The sequence below is a fragment of the Kitasatospora sp. NPDC005748 genome, assembly GCF_040630735.1.
Lineage (GTDB): Bacteria > Actinomycetota > Actinomycetes > Streptomycetales > Streptomycetaceae > Kitasatospora.
On record NZ_JBEXYD010000081.1, the window covers coordinates 1 to 19327 of the forward strand.

Annotated in this window: 20 protein-coding genes and 2 pseudogenes; 10 read left to right on the forward strand and 12 right to left on the reverse strand. The window is 70.6% G+C overall.

Annotated features, from left to right (window positions below; genetic code table 11):
* From ABZ495_RS33520 to ABZ495_RS33535, 4 genes and pseudogenes are all read right to left on the reverse strand, one after another.
* The coding region (locus ABZ495_RS33520) for a hypothetical protein (RefSeq protein ID WP_359839651.1) at positions 1-420 on the reverse strand (420 nt) is incomplete at its 3' end.
* 487 nt (positions 421-907) lie between these two features.
* Positions 908-1219 (reverse strand): annotated as a pseudogene (locus ABZ495_RS33525) (transposase); the annotation flags it as partial.
* A 186-nt stretch (positions 1220-1405) separates the two neighbouring features.
* Positions 1406-2914, reverse strand: a complete 1509-nt coding sequence (locus ABZ495_RS33530) for a PE-PGRS family protein (protein WP_359839606.1) — start codon at positions 2912-2914, stop codon at positions 1406-1408.
* 628 nt (positions 2915-3542) lie between these two features.
* The gene (locus ABZ495_RS33535; RefSeq protein ID WP_359839608.1) at positions 3543-4046 is read right to left on the reverse strand and encodes a hypothetical protein; all 504 of its coding nucleotides are present in this window, start codon (positions 4044-4046) and stop codon (positions 3543-3545) included.
* A 229-nt stretch (positions 4047-4275) separates the two neighbouring features.
* Here ABZ495_RS33535 and ABZ495_RS33540 point away from each other — a divergent pair, with 229 nt between their 5' ends.
* The gene (locus ABZ495_RS33540) at positions 4276-4467 is read left to right on the forward strand and encodes a hypothetical protein (protein WP_359839653.1); all 192 of its coding nucleotides are present in this window, start codon (positions 4276-4278) and stop codon (positions 4465-4467) included.
* 275 nt (positions 4468-4742) lie between these two features.
* On the opposite strand, the gene ABZ495_RS33545 is transcribed toward ABZ495_RS33540, so the two are convergent.
* Positions 4743-5024, reverse strand: coding sequence for a hypothetical protein (locus ABZ495_RS33545; RefSeq protein WP_359839610.1), 282 nt, complete (start codon positions 5022-5024; stop codon positions 4743-4745).
* Between the two features lie 265 nt (positions 5025-5289).
* Here ABZ495_RS33545 and ABZ495_RS33550 point away from each other — a divergent pair, with 265 nt between their 5' ends.
* Positions 5290-5805, forward strand: coding sequence for a hypothetical protein (locus ABZ495_RS33550; protein ID WP_359839611.1), 516 nt, complete (start codon positions 5290-5292; stop codon positions 5803-5805).
* A 246-nt stretch (positions 5806-6051) separates the two neighbouring features.
* On the opposite strand, the gene ABZ495_RS33555 is transcribed toward ABZ495_RS33550, so the two are convergent.
* Complete coding sequence (locus ABZ495_RS33555; protein WP_359839613.1) at positions 6052-6480, reverse strand: DUF1524 domain-containing protein; 429 nt, start codon at positions 6478-6480, stop codon at positions 6052-6054.
* A gap of 47 nt (positions 6481-6527) precedes the next feature.
* Between ABZ495_RS33555 and ABZ495_RS33560 the strand changes: the two genes are divergently transcribed.
* From ABZ495_RS33560 to ABZ495_RS33585, 6 genes are all read left to right on the forward strand, one after another.
* Positions 6528-6875, forward strand: a complete 348-nt coding sequence (locus ABZ495_RS33560) for a tyrosine-type recombinase/integrase (RefSeq protein ID WP_359839615.1) — start codon at positions 6528-6530, stop codon at positions 6873-6875.
* A gap of 363 nt (positions 6876-7238) precedes the next feature.
* Positions 7239-8381: a hypothetical protein gene (locus ABZ495_RS33565; protein WP_359839617.1), complete on the forward strand. Its 1143-nt coding sequence runs from the start codon at positions 7239-7241 to the stop codon at positions 8379-8381.
* Between the two features lies 1 nt (position 8382).
* Positions 8383-9024, forward strand: coding sequence for a hypothetical protein (locus ABZ495_RS33570; RefSeq protein WP_359839618.1), 642 nt, complete (start codon positions 8383-8385; stop codon positions 9022-9024).
* 379 nt (positions 9025-9403) lie between these two features.
* On the forward strand, positions 9404-10012 hold the full coding sequence (locus tag ABZ495_RS33575) for an isochorismatase family protein (RefSeq protein WP_359839620.1): 609 nt from the start codon (positions 9404-9406) through the stop codon (positions 10010-10012).
* On the forward strand, positions 10009-10212 hold the full coding sequence (locus tag ABZ495_RS33580; RefSeq protein ID WP_359839622.1) for a hypothetical protein: 204 nt from the start codon (positions 10009-10011) through the stop codon (positions 10210-10212). The genes ABZ495_RS33575 and ABZ495_RS33580 overlap by 4 nt, the downstream gene beginning before the upstream one ends.
* A gap of 3 nt (positions 10213-10215) precedes the next feature.
* Positions 10216-10530: a nucleotide pyrophosphohydrolase gene (locus tag ABZ495_RS33585; protein WP_359839623.1), complete on the forward strand. Its 315-nt coding sequence runs from the start codon at positions 10216-10218 to the stop codon at positions 10528-10530.
* On the opposite strand, the gene ABZ495_RS33590 is transcribed toward ABZ495_RS33585, so the two are convergent.
* The 5 genes from ABZ495_RS33590 to ABZ495_RS33610 form a co-directional block, all read right to left on the reverse strand.
* A complete protein-coding gene (locus ABZ495_RS33590) occupies positions 10524-10880 on the reverse strand; it encodes a PRC-barrel domain-containing protein (RefSeq protein ID WP_359808686.1) in 357 nt (118 codons plus the stop codon). The genes ABZ495_RS33585 and ABZ495_RS33590 overlap by 7 nt on opposite strands.
* Positions 10881-11059: 179 nt before the next feature.
* A complete protein-coding gene (locus ABZ495_RS33595; protein WP_359839625.1) occupies positions 11060-12793 on the reverse strand; it encodes a thiamine pyrophosphate-dependent enzyme in 1734 nt (577 codons plus the stop codon).
* Between the two features lie 58 nt (positions 12794-12851).
* On the reverse strand, positions 12852-14435 hold the full coding sequence (locus ABZ495_RS33600) for an FMN-binding glutamate synthase family protein (RefSeq protein ID WP_359839627.1): 1584 nt from the start codon (positions 14433-14435) through the stop codon (positions 12852-12854).
* Between the two features lie 448 nt (positions 14436-14883).
* A complete protein-coding gene (locus tag ABZ495_RS33605) occupies positions 14884-15030 on the reverse strand; it encodes a hypothetical protein (protein ID WP_359839629.1) in 147 nt (48 codons plus the stop codon).
* Between the two features lie 81 nt (positions 15031-15111).
* The gene (locus ABZ495_RS33610) at positions 15112-15699 is read right to left on the reverse strand and encodes a hypothetical protein (protein WP_359839630.1); all 588 of its coding nucleotides are present in this window, start codon (positions 15697-15699) and stop codon (positions 15112-15114) included.
* An 82-nt stretch (positions 15700-15781) separates the two neighbouring features.
* Between ABZ495_RS33610 and ABZ495_RS33615 the strand changes: the two genes are divergently transcribed.
* On the forward strand, positions 15782-16771 hold the full coding sequence (locus ABZ495_RS33615; protein WP_359839632.1) for a magnesium and cobalt transport protein CorA: 990 nt from the start codon (positions 15782-15784) through the stop codon (positions 16769-16771).
* A 278-nt stretch (positions 16772-17049) separates the two neighbouring features.
* Here ABZ495_RS33615 and ABZ495_RS33620 read toward each other — a convergent pair whose 3' ends face one another.
* Positions 17050-17796 carry a phosphotransferase gene (locus ABZ495_RS33620; RefSeq protein WP_359839649.1) on the reverse strand — a complete coding sequence of 249 codons (747 nt, stop codon included), beginning with the start codon at positions 17794-17796 and terminating at the stop codon, positions 17050-17052.
* Positions 17797-18535: 739 nt separating this feature from the next.
* On the opposite strand from ABZ495_RS33620, the pseudogene ABZ495_RS33625 reads away from it, so the two are divergent.
* Positions 18536-19258: pseudogene (locus ABZ495_RS33625) on the forward strand (amidase family protein); the annotation flags it as partial.
* Positions 19259-19327 lie beyond the last annotated feature (69 nt).

Below are 19327 nucleotides of genomic sequence, written 5' to 3' on the forward strand. Positions count from 1 at the left end.
GGCCGGGTCGGACGGGTCGCTCGCCCGGACCCGCCGGGCGAGCTGGAGCGCTCCGGCCACCGCCAGGGCCACGCCGAGCGGGGCCACACAGGCTCCGGCGTATTCGAGCAGCGGGCGCGGACGTGCGGGCGGGTCGAAGGCGGCCACGGCCGTCATGGGCATCAGCCAGGGCAGTGTCCCGAGCCCGACGCCCGCGGCTCGGAGCGGGTCCCTCCGTCGGCCGGCCAGTCGGCCCAGCAGGGCTGGTGCCGTCACGGTGCCGAGCCAGATCGGCAGCAGGCCCAGCATGGGCAGCGGCAGGTACTGCGCCGTGTACCGGTCGGCCGCGATCGCGGGGAGCGCGACGGCGAGCGTGAGTGCGGCCATCTCCCACCGGCCCCGCCGGGTGATGTCCACGAGTGCGGCCGGTGTGAGCAGCACCAGTGCCGTCGTTCTCGTCGCGCCAGCGCAGGCGCCCGGCGGGGTCCCAGTAGTAGTTCTGCACCAGGATCTGCCGCAGGACCTGGACTTGGGGCCTGCCAAGCAGGGACGGGTGGTTGCGCCCGAGGTGTTCGAGCAGGCTGCGGGCGTCTTCGCCGGTGGTGTTGATGCGGGTCTTGGGCCGGGTGGGGTTCTTGCCTAGGCGCACCGGTCTGCCGTAGCGGCAGCCCCAGTCCTCGCCGACCAGGCCGTCAAGCGCGCGGCCGGCGGTGCGGGCCAGTTCCTCCAGGGCCGCGTGCACGGCCTCGGTGACCAGCTCGAGGCGGGTCAGGTCGCGGACGGTGGCCAGGACTTGGGTGGAGTCGGTGCGCTGGGTGGTGCGCTCGCGGACCAGTCCGGCCTCCTTCAGTCGGGCCAGGGCGAGGTCGAGGAGGCGGTCCGCCCGGCCGTCCTGGAGCAGGCGGTTGCGGAAGTCGGTCAGCACGCTGTGGTGGAAGCCAGGGTCGTCGAGTTCGAGGCCGAGCGCGTACTTGAAGTCGATACGGCAGCGCACGGCCTCGGCGGCATCGCGGTCGGACAGGCCCAGCAGGAACTGCAGGACGCTCACCGTGGCCAACTGGGCTGGCGAGAGCCCGGGCCTGCCGTCGCGCGGGTACCAGTCGGCGAAGTCCTCGTCCCGCCACAGGCCGTCGAGACGGTCACGCACCCACATCGCCGTCGTCCCACCGGGGTTGCTGGCCCGCGCCATCCTCGCCGTCAACACCGGGACCTCGGTACCCGGACGGGGACGGACCGACATCTCGCACTCCTCGGAAATCTCGCGGTCAGCGTGCACCGCGAGACTGACGCACCACCATGATCACCCGCAGGCGAACACCAAGATCCCCGACAGAGTCAAGCTGAGCGCGAACCTAGGTCCGGCCCCGGGCTCCTCGTCCCCTCGCCGTACGCCCCTGAGGCCGGGGCACTGAGGGGGCGAGCCCGTTCAGTGCCCCGGCCCATTGCCCCGGCCGGACCGCTCGACCAGCCGGCCAAGCGCCCGCAGCACCTCCACTGGCAGAGCCGGGTTCTGTGCCGCCGACTGTGCGGTGGCGGGTTCACGCAGCAGACCGGCCAGCACGGCGGCGGGGACCCGGGGATGCCGGGCGGCGACGGCCTGGACACTCGCCGCCGGGTCATCGAGCAACCTGACCGCCGATACCGCCGAGAGCCGAGGATCGGTCGCGGCCCGGTGCCGTACCTCCTCAGCGACGTCCCGACCGAACCGCTCGACCAGGTCGGCCGTCGACTCCGGGTCGTCGAGGGCGAGCCGGCGCAGCCGCGGGTTCGCGTCGTCGGCATACCGCAGCAGGCCAGTGCGGGGGAAGTTCGGGTGGCTGTACGGCCGGTCGGGCGTGCTCAGACTCCCGCTCCACCACAGCCACACTCCCAGCAGCAGCTCGGCGGGCGCGTCCTCGCAGGACTCGGCCAGGAAGAGGTGTACAACGCGGTCCTCGTCCCGGGCCAGCAGCGCGACGACGTCCGGCGGGAGGTGCCGGGCCCGTGCCACGCTCCGGCGGACCAACGGGTGGGTGGAAGCCGCCAGGCGACGCATCGCATCCGGGTCACCGTGCAGCTCCGTAACCCAGTCGAGGCTGCGCCGGTGGATACCCGGAGCCAGGTCGATCCGCACCCGCGCGCGCTGCTCCTCGGTGAGGTCGGCACGAACGGAGACCTCCAGACGGACGCGCTCGTCCTGGTCGACGGCGAGAGCGGCGATCAGGTCCCGATCCAGGCCCGGGTTCCGAGCCAGAGCGCGGCGGCGGTCCTGATCGCCGTCGCGGGCCAGCTCCTCGGCGAGTTCGCGCTCCAGGCGGCAGGACTCGACCGCCCGATCCTCGAAGCCCTCGGACTCGAACACCGACCGGGGCATCGGCTGGTCCCGGTGCAGGTTCAGCAGCACCTCCGCCCTGACCCGGCGGGCGGGATCGGCGAGGAGCTCGCGTCGTGCCGTATCGTCCAGCTGCGGCCAGCCGTGCTGGCAGGCCGCAGCACGTACGGACGGTTCGGGGTCGGTAGCCAGGGCGGCCACCACCGCGCCGGCCACTGCGGGAAGGCGGGCCGCCTCCGCGCGGACCCTGGCAGACGGGTCGGCGGCGAGCCGCCGGTGGGTGTTGCCGGGCAGTTCGGCGTGGCGGTCCGCCGCGATCCAGGTCAGCAGCCACCGGCGCCGGTCGTCCGGCTCATCGAGGATCAGCCGTGTCCACTGGGCGGGTGAGAGGTCCCAGCGGTGCTCGGCGACGCTCGCCCGCACCTTCCAGTCCCGGTGGGCCACGGCGGCGTCGACTACTGCCGCGGGCAGCCGCTGCCAGGGCAGGGCGGCCGACCGGCCCAGCAGGCCGACCAGGACATCGTCGGGGGTGGCCGGGTTGAGCGCCAACCCGACGGCCCAGGCCTCGGTCAGCTCCGGCCCCTCCAGCGGAGCGCCCCCAACCGCGAAGGACGCCCAGACCACGGCGGCTTCGGCCGTCCACCTTTCCCTGGTCTCCGGACCGGTAGGGCGAAGCGACTCGTCCCCAGGTGTTTTCACCCGCCCATCCTGCCCTGTGCGGCCCCGGCCCCATGGGAGCGGGGCCAACCAACCCGGCGCAGGAGCCGGACCGGCCGACCCCCGCGCCGGGCGGGAGAAGCGTAGGTCGGCCTGCGGCTGGTTCAGCAGTGCGAACAACGCCTGGCGCGCCGCTGGGCGTCGGATGGAGGTACAGGGCGCATGAGCCACCGCACCGTCCGGGCCTTCCCACACGGTTTCGCCGACGGCGGGCTTCTGCTGCTGCGCGTGCTGCAGTCTGGCTCGGGTTTCGAACGGGGTGAGGCGCCGGCCCTCCGAGGCCCGGTACAAGGCGACGGCATCACGACGGAACTCGTCCGAGTACTTCGACGGACGTTCCATCTGGACTTCCCTTCATGGATCTACAAGATCCAAGTGTCAGGGTGTCCACGTCACGGGGCAAAGCTCAGTCCTGCGGTGCACCCGGTCCGGCTACGCGGGCAGGTGGCGGCGAGGCGGGTCAGCCCGCAGCGTGTGCGGCATCAGGGCCCTGCAGCCGGTGTTGAGGCCCGGTGCCGCCTCCCCTTTTGGCGGGTCAGGGGCTGCCTTGTCCGGTGATGCGCAGCGCGACCGCGATGTGGCTGAACCCGGGGATGGGCGACCCGACGGCCTTCTCGTAGCGCACAGCGTCAGCGATCCCGAGCTTCTCGCCAGTGGGGAGGGTTCTGTTCGCCGTCCACAGGAGCATTCGCAGGCTTTCGTTCTGGACGCCGAGGAGCGTGGCGGCAGACTCAAGCGGCGCACCGGTGCCAACCTTCCAGGCGGCCACCGCAGCCCAGAAGCCGGTCACGGTCTCCCAGCAGATCGCGCTTCGGGGTCCAAGCAGCAGGCGTATCTCGTGGGGAGACCGGAACGTGTCGAGGCCGTGGGAGACGAGGTTCTGGAGGTTTTCCAGGAGCGTGACAACGAACTCGTACTCAGCCTCCTCCTTCAGCAGTTCCTCGACGACCACCAGAACCTCAGCGGTCGCGCCGCAGTCCCGCTGGGCTACCCGGAAGGCGACCTGCCGGCAGGCGTCCAGGTCGTCGCTGTCATCCACCGATCCTGGCTTCACACCCGCAAGTTCGAGGAGCCGTTGTGATCGCCCGGCCTGCCGTCGGCGCCATGGGATTCGCATCGTGTCTCTATTCCGCTTGCTGCAATTGCGATCATGGTCGCCCATGGTCAGCCAGCATGGCACGGCGTTCCGGGAGGTCGTCAAGGAGATCGATGGCTGCGGGAGTTGCGGACGACCTAGCATCACAAGATCTGCGACAGAGCCGAATTACGTGACCGTTCACACTGTCGCCGGCCCGCTCGACGGCCTTCTCCTGGACGTCACCGGCTGGGACGCCGAGCAACTTGCCGACGGTGCCGCGCTGCTCACGGAGATCGGCTCGTACGGGCCCGGAGGGCGCGCCCACTACGAACCGGGTGGGACGGACCCGCGGCGCTGGGACTGGGCGGGTGACGGTCCCTGACGGGCCCGGCTCGAATGGTCGGCCCCGGTGCCATCCCAGGCTGGGGGCGTTGCTGCGGGTCGCACCGGGCGGTCGCCGCCTGGCGCAGCCGGGGGTGCGGGTGAGCGGGGCCGACCGCACGCTGGAAGCGGTCGGCCTTGCGGCCCGAACCCCCGAGCGGGCGGCGGGGCCGCCGCGTGTTCCCGGCCGCCTCGGGCCGGGACCGGGGTGGAGGGCAGGGAGCGCAGGAGGCAGTGTGGTCAGCGGGCGAGTTCGACGGTGATGGTTTCGTCGGGTCAGGTGGCGGCGAGGCGGGTCAGGGCGGTCTTCTCGCGGGGGTCGGCGGTGAGAGACCAGCGGGTCTTCTCGGCGGTCCAGTCGGTGAGGTAGGTGCAGGCGTAGTGGCCGGCGGGGGGCGGGTGAGAGAAGTCCTTCCCTGTCGGCGTGTCGGCCCAGATCCGCCGCCCGGTGGTCCAGTCGGCGCATACAGGCCCCGGCGCGGCGAGCCGCGCGCCCGGACCGTTGAGCCGGGGGCAGCGGGTGTGCCGCGTCGCGGCAGCACAGCCGACACGTCTCACGTTCGATGTCCCTCTGGACGACCACGCGACCATTCTCGGACGGTACGTGTACCCCTGCGTGACCTGGCCGTGGTGGACGACGACCAGCTCCTCGGGGGCGAGCCGTTTCTTCGACGACCGTTTCTTAGCAGACGGCGTAAGCCTGTCTCCGACAAATGCCCGAGGATCACTCGTGCAGGCGATGAATGGGGGGCGGATGTTTCTCTGCTGGCGCCCTGGGCACGTCTGTGCCGCGGCAGTGCAGCCAAACAAGTGGAGAGCGGTCATGAACGAAACGGATATCCGGCGTCACGTCTTTCTCAGTGCTACCTTCCTTTCGAAGCAGTACAAGAGCGTTCCTTCCGAGATTCTGGAGGGCGCCATCTTCTTCTTCGGCGGGAAGAGGAGCTGGCTGTTTCCGGCCAACAGGGAGGAGATGCTCGAAGCGCGGTCCCAGCCGGCCAAGTACCTCGAGTTCGACGAGGACTACAAGTCACTCATCCGACACAAGGAGTCGCAGAAGCAGGTCTTCTGGCTGCTCCCCGAGAAGAACTACCGAGCAGGATCGGACGTGATCGAGGCGCTCACCGACCCGGTCCGCAAGGAGAACTACCTGCCACTCATCCTGGACGAGGAGTGGTGGCGCACTGAGTTCGTGCCGGAGGACGCCAAGTACGCCAAGGATGCGACTCAGATCATCAACAACTTCAAGCAGGGGGAATTCGACTACGACGCAGTGATGGAGCTGCTCTATCAGAGCAACCCGACGCTCGTTCCCACCCTGTACTGGGCGGAAGGCTGACGCCTGAGAATTTGCCGGGGCCGTTCGGCGCGAGGCCGCCCGAGCGGATTTGTGCGGTGGTGGTGTCGAGCCATCGGCGGCTCGGCACCACCCCAGCGCCGTGCGGTCTGCCGACTTCCGAACTGCATCGAGCTGGTCCCACTCCAGTGGCGGATGTGGACCTGGGGTTTCCCTCGCCACCCGCTGTCGGCGGTGACCAGCGCAGCGACTCGGTGGGCCGGTGGCCAGGGGGAGTAGCGGTGACCGCTACCCGCAGGTGTCGAGCATCTGGTTCAGCGCGGCCTTCTCCGGCTCGGTGACGGACAGGCCGTGGACGTGCTTGGTGTCGGTCCAGGCACGGTTGTAGGTGCACCAGTAGGCGGTGGCCGGCGGGCGCCAGGCGTCCAGGGTCTTGTCGCCCTTGGACCGGTTGGATGCGGCGGACACGGCAATCAACTGGCTGTGCTCCAGGTCGTTGGCGAAGGCCCGGCGCTTGGCGGTGGTCCAGCCATCGGCCCCGGAGCGCCACGCGGCGGCGAGCGGCACCATGTGGTCGATGTCGATGTCGATGTCGATGTCGAGGGCCTTGGCGTCGGCGAAGACCTTGTCGTCGTAGAGGCTGGTCCACGTGCCGGCGCCCGCCCGGCACAGCCCGTCCTGGACGACGCCCTGGCCAGTACAACAGCAACGGTGCACGCGCCAAATCCGGGAGGCACCGGCACGTTCCCGTCGAAAGGCGGCTGGTGAACGCCTACCGGGACCACCTCGTCGAGCTCGACGGAGTCCAGCAGGCAGCGGGATGCGACTTCGTGTTCGTGAATCTGGCCTCACGCCATGCCGGTCTGCCCATGTCGTATTCGAATGCCAAGCAGATCATCGAGCGGATCGGCAATCGTTGCGGCTTCCGGGCCCGGCCACACATGATGCGGCACACGGCGGCAACCGCCTGGATCCGCGCGGGCATCGACCCTGACGTGGTCCAGACTCTGCTCGGTCACGTCTCCGCAGCCAGCACGGCTGCCTACCTCCACGCCAGCGACGACGATCTGCGTGCAGCGGTCGACCTGGTGGCCGCCGGAGGAAACCGATGACCGTCGCGCACGACTACGCCGAGCTGCCCACGCGCCAGGTCGCACGGACCGACTGGGCAGACTGGCTCGCCGACCGGCTTGACCCGCAGTGGCGGACAGGTCAGTGGGATCCCGGCAGCCTGCTGTTCACAGCGGATCTGGACAACCCTCGGACCCGGGCCTTCGCCTGCCGCGTGGCGGCCTGCGACGCGCTGGTCGAATCGCCGGCGTCCTACTGCGAAGCATGTCGGGCCGTCAGCGCACCCCTCGGCCACCTGGCCGACTTCGATGCGACCCACACGCCCTCCCTGCCCGCCGCACGGCAGCCCAACGTGGGCGACAGCCTGCAACCGGGCCGCTCAGCTGCTGGACCTCGGCAAGCCGTTGTCGATCACGCACCTCCCCGAGAGCACACACAGCCTGGTCAACGACATGCTGGTCAGATTCCGCCGGGCCCGTGTGCAGTACGACGGCGTCGATCCGACGCTCGGAGACGTCTGGGACTGCGCGCTGGTGGGGCTGCTGTCCGCACCAAACCGCCGCTATCCCGCAGCCAGCGGACAGCTGGACTTCCGGCCGATCCGGCAACGGTGGCTGCGCGAGATCGTCAAGGAATACGGGCGAGCCGTGCGGCCCACCGTGGCTGAGCTGAGGCGCACAGCCAACGTCACGGCCCTCACCTCGAACGCGTTGGCGTCCAGGCCCGCCGGCGAGAAACCGCAGACACTCGCCCTGGCCGACATGACCGTTATCGTCGAGGCCATCGAGAGCGCCCGCAATCCGAAGGACGGCAGTGCCTACTCCCATGCCCAGCGCAAGGCGATGCTGGGCTGGTGGCGCCTGCTCCTCCAGTACGCACGCCTGGCAGGCCTGATGGACGAAATCCCGGGGGTCTTCGCGCTCAGCGCCGAACTGCACGGCATCGAGGCCGTCGACACGACCGAGGACGAGAGCGGCCGCGCGATCCCGGAGCACGTCATCGCCCAGCTCGACCGGTACCTGCCCCTGATGAGCGCGGACTCCACCTACAAGCACGCCGGCTGGCAGGCCGGCGACTTCGCGGCCATGTACCAGGAGATCTACCGGATCATCCGCGACACCGGGCGCCGTCCCGAGGAGGCCACCTCGCTCAAGCGCGACTGCCTGCGGTGGATCGACGGCAAGCCGTCCCTGATCTACGACAACCGAAAGCGCAGACGCTACGGCCGGCGCCTTCCGATCAGCCCGGAGACCGCCCGGCACATCCAGCAGTGGCAGAAGCACCGAGACAGCCCGGAGATGCCGGGCTGCGAAGAGTGGCTCTTCCCCACACCCGGAGCCACCCGCAGATCCCGCGTCAGGTACCTGACCGCTCACTACTTTCTCCGCCAAGGTCTTCCGCGTTTGGGTCGACGCGGTCCCCGAACTCCTCGACAACCGCCTCGACGACAACGGCGACCAGGTCCCCTACTGCCGCTCCGAGATCGTCGCCTACGGTCTTCGACACGCCTACGCACAGCGGCATGCCGATGCCGGAACCGCCATTGACGTGCTGTGCAAGCTCATGGACCATCGCTCACTCGACGTCACCATGGGGTACTACACCGTCTCCCAGGAGCGGCGTCGCAAGGCCGTCGAAACGGTGGCGGTCCTCGCGGCCGATCGTCACGGGAATCCGAGAGGCTCCAACGACCCGCTCGCGTACGAGCTGCGATCCGTGGCGGTGCCGAACGGAGGATGCACCGAGCCCAGCAACGTCAAGGCCGGCGGCGGGCAGTGCCACATCCGCTTCCAGTGCGCCGGCTGCGACTTCTACGAGCCCGACCCCTCCTACCGTCCGGCACTGGAGCAGACCATCGCCGATCTGCGAGCAGACCTGGAAGCAGTGACGGCCATGGGCGCCGCGAACTGGGTACTGGCGAACTTCGAGCACCAACTGGAGGCATACGCAAAGGTCTTGGTCGAGATGGACGAGCGCCTGGCTGGTCTGTCACCGCAGGAACGGGATGCGGTGGAGGCCGCGTCAAAGGAACATCGACGACGTCCAGCGAACCGAACTTCTCCGCCGCATCCGGGACCTGGAGAGCCACAACGCACTCCTGCTCTCCGAACTTGCCGAGCAGACCGCGCGAGCCGGCAGGCTCGAACGCCGCACAGTCGAGCTGGAAGACGAGGTCACCGCGGTTCGTAGAGCCCTCACACGATCCATTCGAGCGGTTCCAAGCTCCACTCGATAGCAGCCGAAGCCCGCTTTATCGCCGGTGCTTCTGGCCAGATAGCTGGCCAGAAGCACCACTCGGCTACGAGTCCGCGGTCATGCTGCCGGCGGACGCACCCAAGGGGTAAGACGTTCCCTAGTCTCCAGATTTTCGCGCCAGTACCGGAAGACGGTTCCTTGGACGATGTCGAGCTGCCCGGCCGCGATCAAGCCGGAGGCAGGTTCAGCGCCTTCCGCATCGGCCTCGAAGGCGACCAACACCTCAGGCGTTGCACCGACCTGACGAGACACGGTGCGGGCCTCTGTGGCTGTCGGCTCGCGGAACGTCGGATCGTGGAACGAAGCGGGACACATGACGAAGACCGGGTCGCTGAAGACCAGCTCCAGGCCATGGTGGTACGTCAGGTCGTGGCCGGCGCCCAGCCGCAGCCGACCGGCGTTCCAGCTGACAACGTCCCAGTCCCACCAGGAGGAGGCGCTGGCCGTTGCCTTGCGCCGGGCCGGCGGTGTGGTGTCCTGGGTACTGCCGGGCGACGGTAAGCCGACCTCTGCCCGCCAGGAGTTCTATGGGCCCGAGGTCGCGGAAGTGTTCCGTACCTCCGGCGGAAGCGGCCCGCTCGTCGGACGTCGGTGGCCGCAGTTCACCGTCGACGGGGGCGGCGACCTGCTTGTGGAGAAGGAGGCGGCCAGCGCCTTCTTCCCCGGCCTGTGCCCGCTGCCCGGACTGCTGGCCGCGCGCGGGATCGACAGCGTGGTGGTGTGCGGGGTCGTCACCGACGTGTGCGTGGCCGGGCCGGCGCGAGACGCCTTCACCCTGGGCCTGCGGGTGATCGTTGCTGCCGACGGCACGGCCGCCGGCAGCAACGAGATCCACAACGCCGCCCCGCGGACCCTCTACCGGTCCTCCGGCGACGTGCGGCCCACCGCGGAGATCCTCAACCTGGTCCGGGCCGGCCGGTGACCGCGTCCGCGGTCTGCGGCCCGCATCGCCACGGCCGGCCGGATCGATCGGGCGCGCTGAGGCGGCAGCCGGACTTCCGCAACTACGCTCTGGGGCAGAAGATCTCGGTCGCGGGCAGCGAAGTGACGCCCGAGATCGGCACGTCCTTCGGCCCGGTACCGCCGTACATGGAGCACGACCCGCGCCTGATCGGAGGCTGACCGGTGGAACTCAGCGAGATCGCCCGCCGGGCGATGAGCATCCACGACCTGTACGACCGGCTGAACGCGGCGCAGCGCGGCCGCACGTGGACCCGACAGGACTTCGTCCTCGGCTTCACGGGAGATGTCGGAGACCTGGCGAAGCTTGCCCAGGCCGCCGACGGGATCCGCCCGGTGCCCGCAGGGCGCGACCTCGGGCACGAGCTCGCGGACTGCCTGTGGTCCGTCGTCGTGATCGCCGAGCTGTACGGCGTCGACCTCGAGGCCGCTTTCGTCACCACCATGGCGCAGCTGGAGGAGTCCATTAATGGTCAGTAGTTCGACCGGTTGCCGTTGTAGTAGTTGCCGACCTGCTGGTGGTAGTCGGCGTCGCCGGGGTGCTTGTCCTTGTCGAACTCGGGGGAGTTCTTGATCTCTTCCTTGGTGCGGCTGACGTGGATGGTCTCGTTGGCGGTGTCGATCGAGGTGACGGTGCCGGCGGGGAGCAGCACGTGCTTGCCGAAGATCCACGGGCCGGTGTCCACCACGATGTAGCGGGCGTCCACGTCCTCGGAGTGCTTGTCGACCTTGCCGATGTGGCCGTCGGTGGCCTCGACCTTGTAGCCGGTCAGGTCCGTGCCGGTCTGGTAGCCGGAGTTCTCCTGGTATTCCCACATGATGTTCTCCACGGAATCACCTTTCGTAGCAGCGGACTTGGTCTTCGTCTGACCCGGTTCGGCGGGTTCATGCACGGGGAGCGCAGGTGTTTTGCACCGGTTTGGAATTTCAGCGACCGTTGCGCGGTGGTGCCCGGGTGCTCCGGGTCGCGCTTCTGTCGGGTCGGCTCCGGGGACACCGTGCCGGGGCGTCAGCTCTCCTTGCTCTGCAGGGTCTCCTTGAGCTTGGCGATGGCGAAGCCCCAGCTCTGTTGCGCGGTGGGCTTGCCGGGAACGGCCAGCTCCTGCGGGTTGGTGAGGACGTCGAGCAGGACCGGGCCCGGGGTGCTGAGGGCGCGCCGGACGCTGTCGTGGAGGGTGGCGGGGTCGGTGACGCGGATGCCGGTCAGGCCCAGGGCGTTGGCCACGGCGGCGAAGTCGGGGTTGTCGAGCTCGGTGCCGAACTCGACCAGGCCGGCCTGTTCCTGTTCGAGCTTGACCATGCCGAGGCGCCGGTTGTCGAAGACGACCAGCTTGACCGGCAGCCGGTGCGTCTTGATCGTCATCAGGTCGCCGAGCAGCATGCTCAGGCCGCCGTCGCCGCAGAACGCGATGACCTGCCGCTCGGGCGCCCAGAGCTGGGCACCGAGGGCCTGCGGCATGGCGTTGGCCATCGAGCCGAGATTGTAGGAGCCCAGCAGGCGCCGCTCGCCGTGCATGGTGACGAAGCGGGAGAGCCAGACCGTCGCCATGCCGGTGTCGGAGGTGAAGACGGCGTCCTGGTCCGCCAGTTCGTTCACCGCGGCGGCCAGGGCCTCGGGGCGGATGTCGTGGCCCGGGTTGTCGAGGGCCCGGCGCAGCCGGCCCGTGAGGCGCTTGTCGTGGGACGGGTCGGCCAGCTTGGCCTGGCCGGCCTGCCAGTGGGTGAACTCCTTGCGCGCGGACTCCAGGTGCTCGCGGTCCCGTTCCGCTCCCTCGTTCAGGTGGGGCAGGAGCGCGCGCAGGGTCGCCCCGACGTCGCCGGCCAGACCGGCGTCGAGTGGGATGCGGCGCCCGAGGTTGCGCTCCTGGACGTCGATCTGGACGACCTTGCAGTCGGTCGGGTACCAGTCCCGGTAGGGGAAGTCGGTGCCGAGCATCACCAGCAGGTCGCAGCCGTCCAGCGCCCGGGCGGCGGCGGGGTTGCCGATCAGGCCGGTCTGGCCGACCTGGTAGTCGTTGTCCGCTTCGAAGCCCTCCTTCGCCTTCAGGGTGAGGACCATGGGCGCGGCGGTCCGCTCGGCGAGGGTCAGCACCTCCTCACGGGCTTGTCGGGCACCCCTGCCGACCAGCAGGGTGACCTTGTCGGCGGCGTTGATCAGCTCGGCGGCCTCCAGAATGCCCGGTTCGTCCGGGCGGGTGACCGGGCGGGTGCGCGGGAAGCGGGCCGGACGGTCGTCGCTGATCTCCTGGTCGCCGAGGTCGCCGGGCACGGTCAGCACGGCCACGCCGCTGTCGCTGATCGCGGCGCGCACCGCGGACTCCAGCAGCCGGGGCATCTGGTCGGGCGAGGTGACCGTGGCCCGGAAGACCGCGACGTCGCGGAAGAGCAGGTCGTTGTCGACCTCCTGGAAGTAGTCGTTGCCGACCTCGGTGAGGGGCACCTGACCGGCGATGGCCAGCACCGGGGTGCGGCTCTTCGCCGCGTCGTACAGGCCGTTCAGCAGGTGGACGGCGCCGGGCCCGACGGTGCCCATGCAGACGCCCAGCGTGCCGGACAGCTGCGACTGGGCACCGGCGGCGAACGCGGCGGCCTCCTCGTGGCGGCAGCCGACCCACTCCACGCCCTCGGTGCTGCGGATGGCGTCGGTCAGCGGGTTCAGCGCGTCGCCGACGACGCCGAACACGTGTCGCACACCGAGGTCCTGCAGGGCGTCGATGATCACACGGGCGACGGTGCGTGCCATGGGGGTGGTCCTCCGGAGGGTGGGAGCGCCCTGATGGGCGCAGGGTGGGAGCGGGCGGTCAGACGGTGAAGCGGTCGGGATCGGCGGCGTGCCAGTCCGCGGCCCAGGCCGCGGGCGGGTCCTGGAGCAGTTCGCTGGGGGCCAGCCAGGAGTGGATGTCGGCGTAGGAGCTCATGGTGTGGGTGTCCACCCGCAGCTGCAGCATGTGCGGGCCCAGCTCGGCCGGGTCCGTCACGCCCATCGAGGCCATGATCTGAAGGGCGCTCTTGACGGTCGCCTCCTGGAACCGCATCACGCGCTGCGACTTGTCGCCGACATCCAGTGCCCGGGCACGCCGCGGGTCCTGGGTGGCCACGCCCACCGGGCAGGTGTTGGTGTGGCAGCGCTGGGCCTGGATGCAGCCGACGGCGAACATCATCGCCCGGGCGGCGTTGGTGAAGTCGGCGCCGAGCGCGAGCCGCCTCACCAGGTCGCTGCCGGTGGCGACCTTGCCGCTGGCGCCGATCCTGATCCGCTCGCGCAGGCCGGTGCCCACCAGGGCGTTCTGGACGATCATCAGGCCGTCGGTGAGCGGGAGGCCGATGTTGTCGGCGAACTCCAGTGGTGCGGCGCCGGTGCCGCCCTCCGCGCCGTCCACGATGATGAAGTCCGGGGTGGTGCCTTCCTCCAGCATCGCCTTGCAGACGGCGAGGAACTGGCGGCGCGAGCCGACGCAGAGCTTGAAGCCGGTGGGCTTGCCACCGGACAGCTCGCGCATCCGCACAACGAAGCGCACCAGCTCGCGTGGAGTGCTGAAGACCCGGTGGTAGGGCGGCGAGTTGACGGTCCGGCCCTGTGGAACGCCGCGGACCTCGGCGATCTCCGCATTGACCTTGGCGCCGGGCAGCACACCGCCGATACCGGGCTTGGCCCCCTGGCTGAGCTTCAGCGACACGCACTTGACGTGCGGGTGCGCCGCCTTCTCGGCGAACTGGTCCGGGTCGAAGTCCCCGTCCTCGGTGCGGCAGCCGAAGTAGCCCGTGCCGATCTCCCACACCAGGTCGCCGCCGGGGCGGAGGTGGTACTCGGAGAGGCCGCCCTCACCGGTGTCGTGCGCGAATCCGCCGAGGGCGGCACCGGCGTTGAGAGCGAGCACGGCGTTGGCCGACAGCGAACCGAAGGACATCGCGGAGACGTTGAGCAGCGCCATGTCGTAGGGCTGGGTGCAGTCCGGGCCGCCGATCCGCACCCGCGGCGCGTCCTTGGGGACGGGACACGGGGCCATCGACGGGACCAGGAACTCCCGGCCCGCCGCGTAGAGGTCGAGCTCGGTGCCGAACGGCTCCTCGGCGTCGGTGCCCTTGGCCCGCTCGTACACGATGGAGCGGGTGTCCCGGTCGAAGGGCCGCCCGTCGAAGTTGCGCTCCACGAAGTACTGCTGGAGTTCGGGACGGATGCTTTCCATGAGGAACCGCAGGTGGCCCAGGACCGGGTAGTTGCGCAGCACCGAATGGCGGCGTTGGACCAGGTCCCAGACGCCCAGCAGCGCGACGGCCAGCAAGGGGCCGGCCGCCGCCCACCACCAGGGCGACCAGAGGCCGGCGGCGAGGACGGCGAGGATGGCGACGCACATCATCAGGACCACGGACAGAATTCTCAGCACCACCGCCGTCTGCCCGGGATCACGGAGATCAAGCCCCCGCCCTTGCCGGGGCAAGGCGCCGATGCCGCAGGTCACGGCAGGCCCCGGCGGTCGGCGCGTGCACCGCCGGTGGCCTTCCAGATGACGATGCCGACCGTGGCCACGAGGAGGCTGCTGAAGGCGGCGAGAGCGGCCGCCACGGAGTCGGCGAAGCCCTCGGTCCAGGAGCAGCCGGGGGAGCTCGCCCGGTCGGGAGAGTGGGGGATCGCATGCGTTGACTGAAAAGAACTGCCTGCTGTAGAGGCGGCGTTGGAAGAAATGGCCGGCCTCGTGGCGCACGGTGTGCGCCGACCCGGTCCGCCGCCCACCGGCAGGCCCCACAGTGGGCCCGACCGGCCCCGCTCACGCAGAACTGCCGGTCCGGGGCGTCTCCGGCTCGGGCACGGCCGTCCCGCCACCGGACGACGCGCTACCGGCTGGCCGTGTGACGGTAGCGGTCGAGGACGGCCTGGCGCAGCAGGCCGGCGAAGCCGGCGCCCTCGATGCGCAGGCCGAGCTGGGGCTCGGTGAGGCCGAGGGCGGCGGCGCTCGGGAGGTACCCGAGCCCGGTCACCACGGCGTCGACCAGGACCGGATGCCGACCCGGGACCCTCGGACGAACCGGTGGCGCCGCGCCGGGCCGGCCCTGGCGGGTTGCTCACTGGCAGCCGAGCGTGGTGCCGCGCTCGTGGGCCAGCGCCTCAAGGTTGTACGGCGCCACGTGTTCGGCGTTGCCCAGGTCGATCGTCCGGGTGCCCTCGGCGGCCAGCCGCGCGTTGACCTCGTCCAGGTGCTGCTGGACGAGCCGCTTCGCGGCGTCGGTGGTGTGGCCCTTGTGCGGCCTGCCGGCGTGCGCCAGGCTGGCGTGGTTGACCCGCTCCTTGGGGGCCGCCGGCACCGTGGCCTGGCTCGGGACGGTCCGGGCCACCCGCTTGGCGCCGCGCAGCACGTCGGCCATCGGAGCGGCCGAGGCAAGCCGGTTGAACGCTTCGGCCTCCAGGACGACCGTCTCCGGCTCATCGGCGTCCGGGAAGTGCAGCTCGATCGTCACCAGGTCGAGCGCCAGCTCCTCCACCGTGGCCAGCTCTTCCGCCAGCGCCTGGATCTCGACCGGCCCGCCCTCCAGGTCGGGGTGCTGACGCACCACGACGCGCACCAGGTCGCCGTCGTTCTCGACGTGCTTGCCGGTCAGGTCCGAGAACCGAATGAGGGTGGAGGCAGTGGACGAACCGAGCGGGACGTGCACCAGCGTCCGCGGAAGAGTCTCCCCAAGGGCGGTGGCGCATGAAATCGGCGTGTGGAGGCAGGTGGGTGGGATGGAATGTGTGATGTACGAGGAACGCTCGGGCCGGTCGGAGGGCGTGGAGTGCGGCCTGGAGGACCAAGCCTGCCAGCTCATGCTGAAGCGGCTACGCGGCCTGGGTGAAGGCGAGTTCGCCTGGGTACGTCTGGTGGATCCGACCGAGGCCGAGCTGATGCAGCTGGCTGAGGAGCTGGGCCTGCACCCCTTGGCGGTCGAGGATGCGGTCCAGGCGCGGCAGCGCCCCAAGACGGAGCGTTTCGGGGGCGTGCTGGCCGTCGCGCTCAAGACGCTCTGGTACGTCGATGCGGAGGCGGCGGTGGAGACCGGGGAGCTGATGGTCTTTGTCGGCCCCCGGTACGTACTCACCGTGCGGCACGGTGCGGCCGACCCGACCGTTGGAGCCGCCCGCAGGCTGGAAGCCGACCCGGGCATGCTGCGCATAGGGCCGTTGTCCGTGCTGCACGCCGTCCTCGACGTGGTCGTGGACGCCTACAGCGACGCCGCGGACAAGGTGCGGGCCGCGCTCACCAAGCTGGAGGACTGCGTGTTCTCCACCTCCCGCGTCGACCACACCGAGCAGATCTACTCCCTCAAGCGGGAGGTGCGGGAGTTCCGTGACGCGGTGCAGCCCCTCGTCCCCGTCCTGGAGGGGCTTTTGAGCGGGCCGGGCCAGGCGGAGAAGGGCTTTCCGCCCAAGGTGCTCCCCTACTTCCGTGACGTGGCGGACCACCTCAATCGCACCGACACCGAGGTCCAGTCGTTGGACGAGCTGCTGAACTCGGTCCTGAACGCGCAGCAGGCGCGGGTGGGTACCTGGCAGAACGACGACATGCGCCGGATCTCGGCCTGGGCGGCGATCTTCGCGATCCCTACCATGGTCGCCGGTGTCTACGGGATGAACTTCGAGCACATGCCCGAACTTCGCTGGAGTTACGGCTATCCACTCGCCCTCGCCCTCATGGCGCTGGCCTCCGGTCTCCTCTACCGCGCCTTCCGCCGCAACGGATGGCTCTGACCCGTGCGGGTCTCCCTCGGCCACGACACGGCATCAGGGCCACTGACCGCGTCGTCAAGGCCGACGCCAACGAGCTCGGCAGGAGCGCGACCCCGACCGGCGACGCCTGCTCCACCAGCAGCGGACCACCGAGCCGGCGCCTGCCGCTGCGGCATGCGCCTGCTGACCCCCAGCGACACCGATGGCGTCACCCCTCCTGGCGGGCGAGCACTGGCCAAGACCTGTGGACGGGATGACGTGCGAGCGCGGGTCGTTGCGGCGAGGCGGCCCGCGAAGTCTCACATCCGGGATCTCAGCACGTCGACTTCACAGCCCGGGGCGAACGGGTCGAAACCGTGCTCGACGAGCCAGCGAACCGCCAGCAGGCTTCGCAACGACGACCAGGCCCGGATCACCTCCAGGTCGACGTCGGTGCCGTAGCCGGCGATGACGTCGTCGAGGTGCTCCTCGTGTCCGAGCGTGAAGGTGGCGAGGTCGTACAGGGCATCACCCCGGCCTGCCTCGGACCAGTCGATGATGCCCGTGACCCGGTCGCCGTCGACGAAGACGTGGGCGATCTGCAGGTCGCCGTGCGTGAACGCCGGAGCCCACGGCCGGAGTGCGGCCTCTGCGACGTGGCGGTTACGGGTGACCAGGTCGGCGGGCAGGAGACCGTTGGTCACCAGCAACTCGCACTCGTGGTCGAGTTCCGCCGTCAGCGCGACGATGCTCCGCCCGGCCCGGCCCGGCCGTGGTGGCAGCGGCGCGTCGTGCAGCTTCCGGATCGCGGCGCCCGCTGCGGCCCACGCCGCCGGCGACCCGGTCGACGGCCCGCCGAGGCGCCCGAGAGTCGTCCCCGGGAGCGCGGTGATCGCGAGCACGGGCGGCTTGCACCACAGGACCTCCGGAGTCGGAACCGGCGCCAGGGCCATCGCCTCGACCTCGGCGTCGATGCGCGCCTGGTCGGCGTCCACCTTCAGGAACACATCGCCGACACGCAGAGTCACTCGCTCGGAATGCGCGACCACGACCTCGACCTCATCCATGGCGGCCAGTATCCCGGGACGGCCGGCGACGTTCACCGGGTTTTCGCGTCCCAGCCACAGCCCGGCTGGTGGCTCCTACCGTCGCTCAAGCGTCCTGCCTCTCGCGCTCGGCCAGGCGGCGGTTCTCGAACCGGATGGTCCACAAGTCCTGAGCACTGCTCCGCGGGGGAGGGGTCGACAGGTCGGTTCCCGCGCCGCAGCCCGGGCCCGATCACGTCGCGGACACCTGAGCGACCCGTCACGCCAGCCCGCGCGCAAGCCGGTGGGCCTCAGCGTTCGCAGGCGGGGCCGACCACTCCGGCGGTCGTCGCGCGAAAGGTGGTCACCGCGCCCGGCACCGCGCGCGGAGTCCCCGGAACGCCCGCACCCGGCGGGGCCGGTGGGGTAACCCCCCGCAGCCCGGTGGGAGACGCCCCCGCCGAAGGCCGGGTGGTGACCGGATGTCAGCCCTGAGGGCCGGTTCCTAGTGTTCTCGGGAGAAGAGAACTGTGCGGTGCGTAGCCGCGCAGCTCCGGCGGCGGTACGCCGCCGGTCGCCGCGCCCGCGCGCCACGCTACCGGGAGGAACACACCATGGGACCGTCCGTCAGGCCGTGGCACGAGGCGCCGCGGTGGCCGCCACCTCGATCTGCCTGATCGCCCCCACCGTCGCCCGGGCCGGGGCCGAACCCGCCGGGCGTCCGGCCGCCGTCCGGGCCACGGACCTGGACCGGATGACGATCCCCGACCTGCAGCAGGCGATGGAGCGCCACCGGCTGACCGCCGAACAGCTGACCGGGCTCTACCTCGACCGGATCCGCGACCTGAACCCGCGCCTAGGGGCCGTGGTCACGGTTCAACCCGACGCGGCTGCCATCGCGCGTGCGAGCGACCGCGCACGGCAGGTCCACGGGTCGCGCGGACCGCTGGAAGGCATCCCGGTGCTGCTCAAGGAGAACATGGACACCGCCGACCGGCAGCCGACCACGGCCGGGTCGACGGCGCTGTCCGCGGCGAAGCCCGCCAAGGACGCGGAGCTGGTCCGGCGGCTGCGCGAGGCCGGGGCCGTCGTCCTGGGCAAGGCGAACATGACGGAGTGGGCCAACTTCCGCTCCCCGATGGCCATCGCGGGCTGGAGCGCGGTAGGCGGACAGACCCGTAATCCGTACATGCTCGACCGCAGTGCGAGCGGCTCGTCCAGCGGGCCGGGGGCGGCCGCCGCGACGAGTCTGGCGGCGGTGACGATCGGCACCGACACGGGCGGCTCGATCGTGGACGCGGCGGCCCCCACGTCGACGGTGGGCGTGCGTCCCACGCTGGTGCTGGTGAGCCGCAGCGGCATCGTGCCGATCACCAGCCGGCAGGACACCGCCGGGCCCATCGCCCGCAACGTCACCGACGCCGCGCTGACCCTGTGGGCGATCCAGGGGGAGGATCCCGCGGACCCGGACACCGCACCCGCCGAGGGCACGCTCCCGGCCGACTACCGCACGGTGCTGGACCGGGAGGCGCTGCGGGGCAAGCGGATCGGCGTCCGGCGCGAGGGGCACGCC

Excerpts from the sequence above, each read along its gene's own strand:
- ABZ495_RS33550 (WP_359839611.1), top strand. The coding sequence starts at position 5,290 with ATGAACGAAACGGATATCCGGCGTCACGTCTTTCTCAGTGCTACCTTC.
- ABZ495_RS33575 (WP_359839620.1), top strand. The coding sequence starts at position 9,404 with ATGACGAAGACCGGGTCGCTGAAGACCAGCTCCAGGCCATGGTGGTAC.
- ABZ495_RS33595 (WP_359839625.1), bottom strand. The coding sequence starts at position 12,793 with ATGGCACGCACCGTCGCCCGTGTGATCATCGACGCCCTGCAGGACCTC.
- ABZ495_RS33615 (WP_359839632.1), top strand. The coding sequence starts at position 15,782 with ATGTACGAGGAACGCTCGGGCCGGTCGGAGGGCGTGGAGTGCGGCCTG.
- ABZ495_RS33620 (WP_359839649.1), bottom strand. The coding sequence starts at position 17,796 with ATGGATGAGGTCGAGGTCGTGGTCGCGCATTCCGAGCGAGTGACTCTG.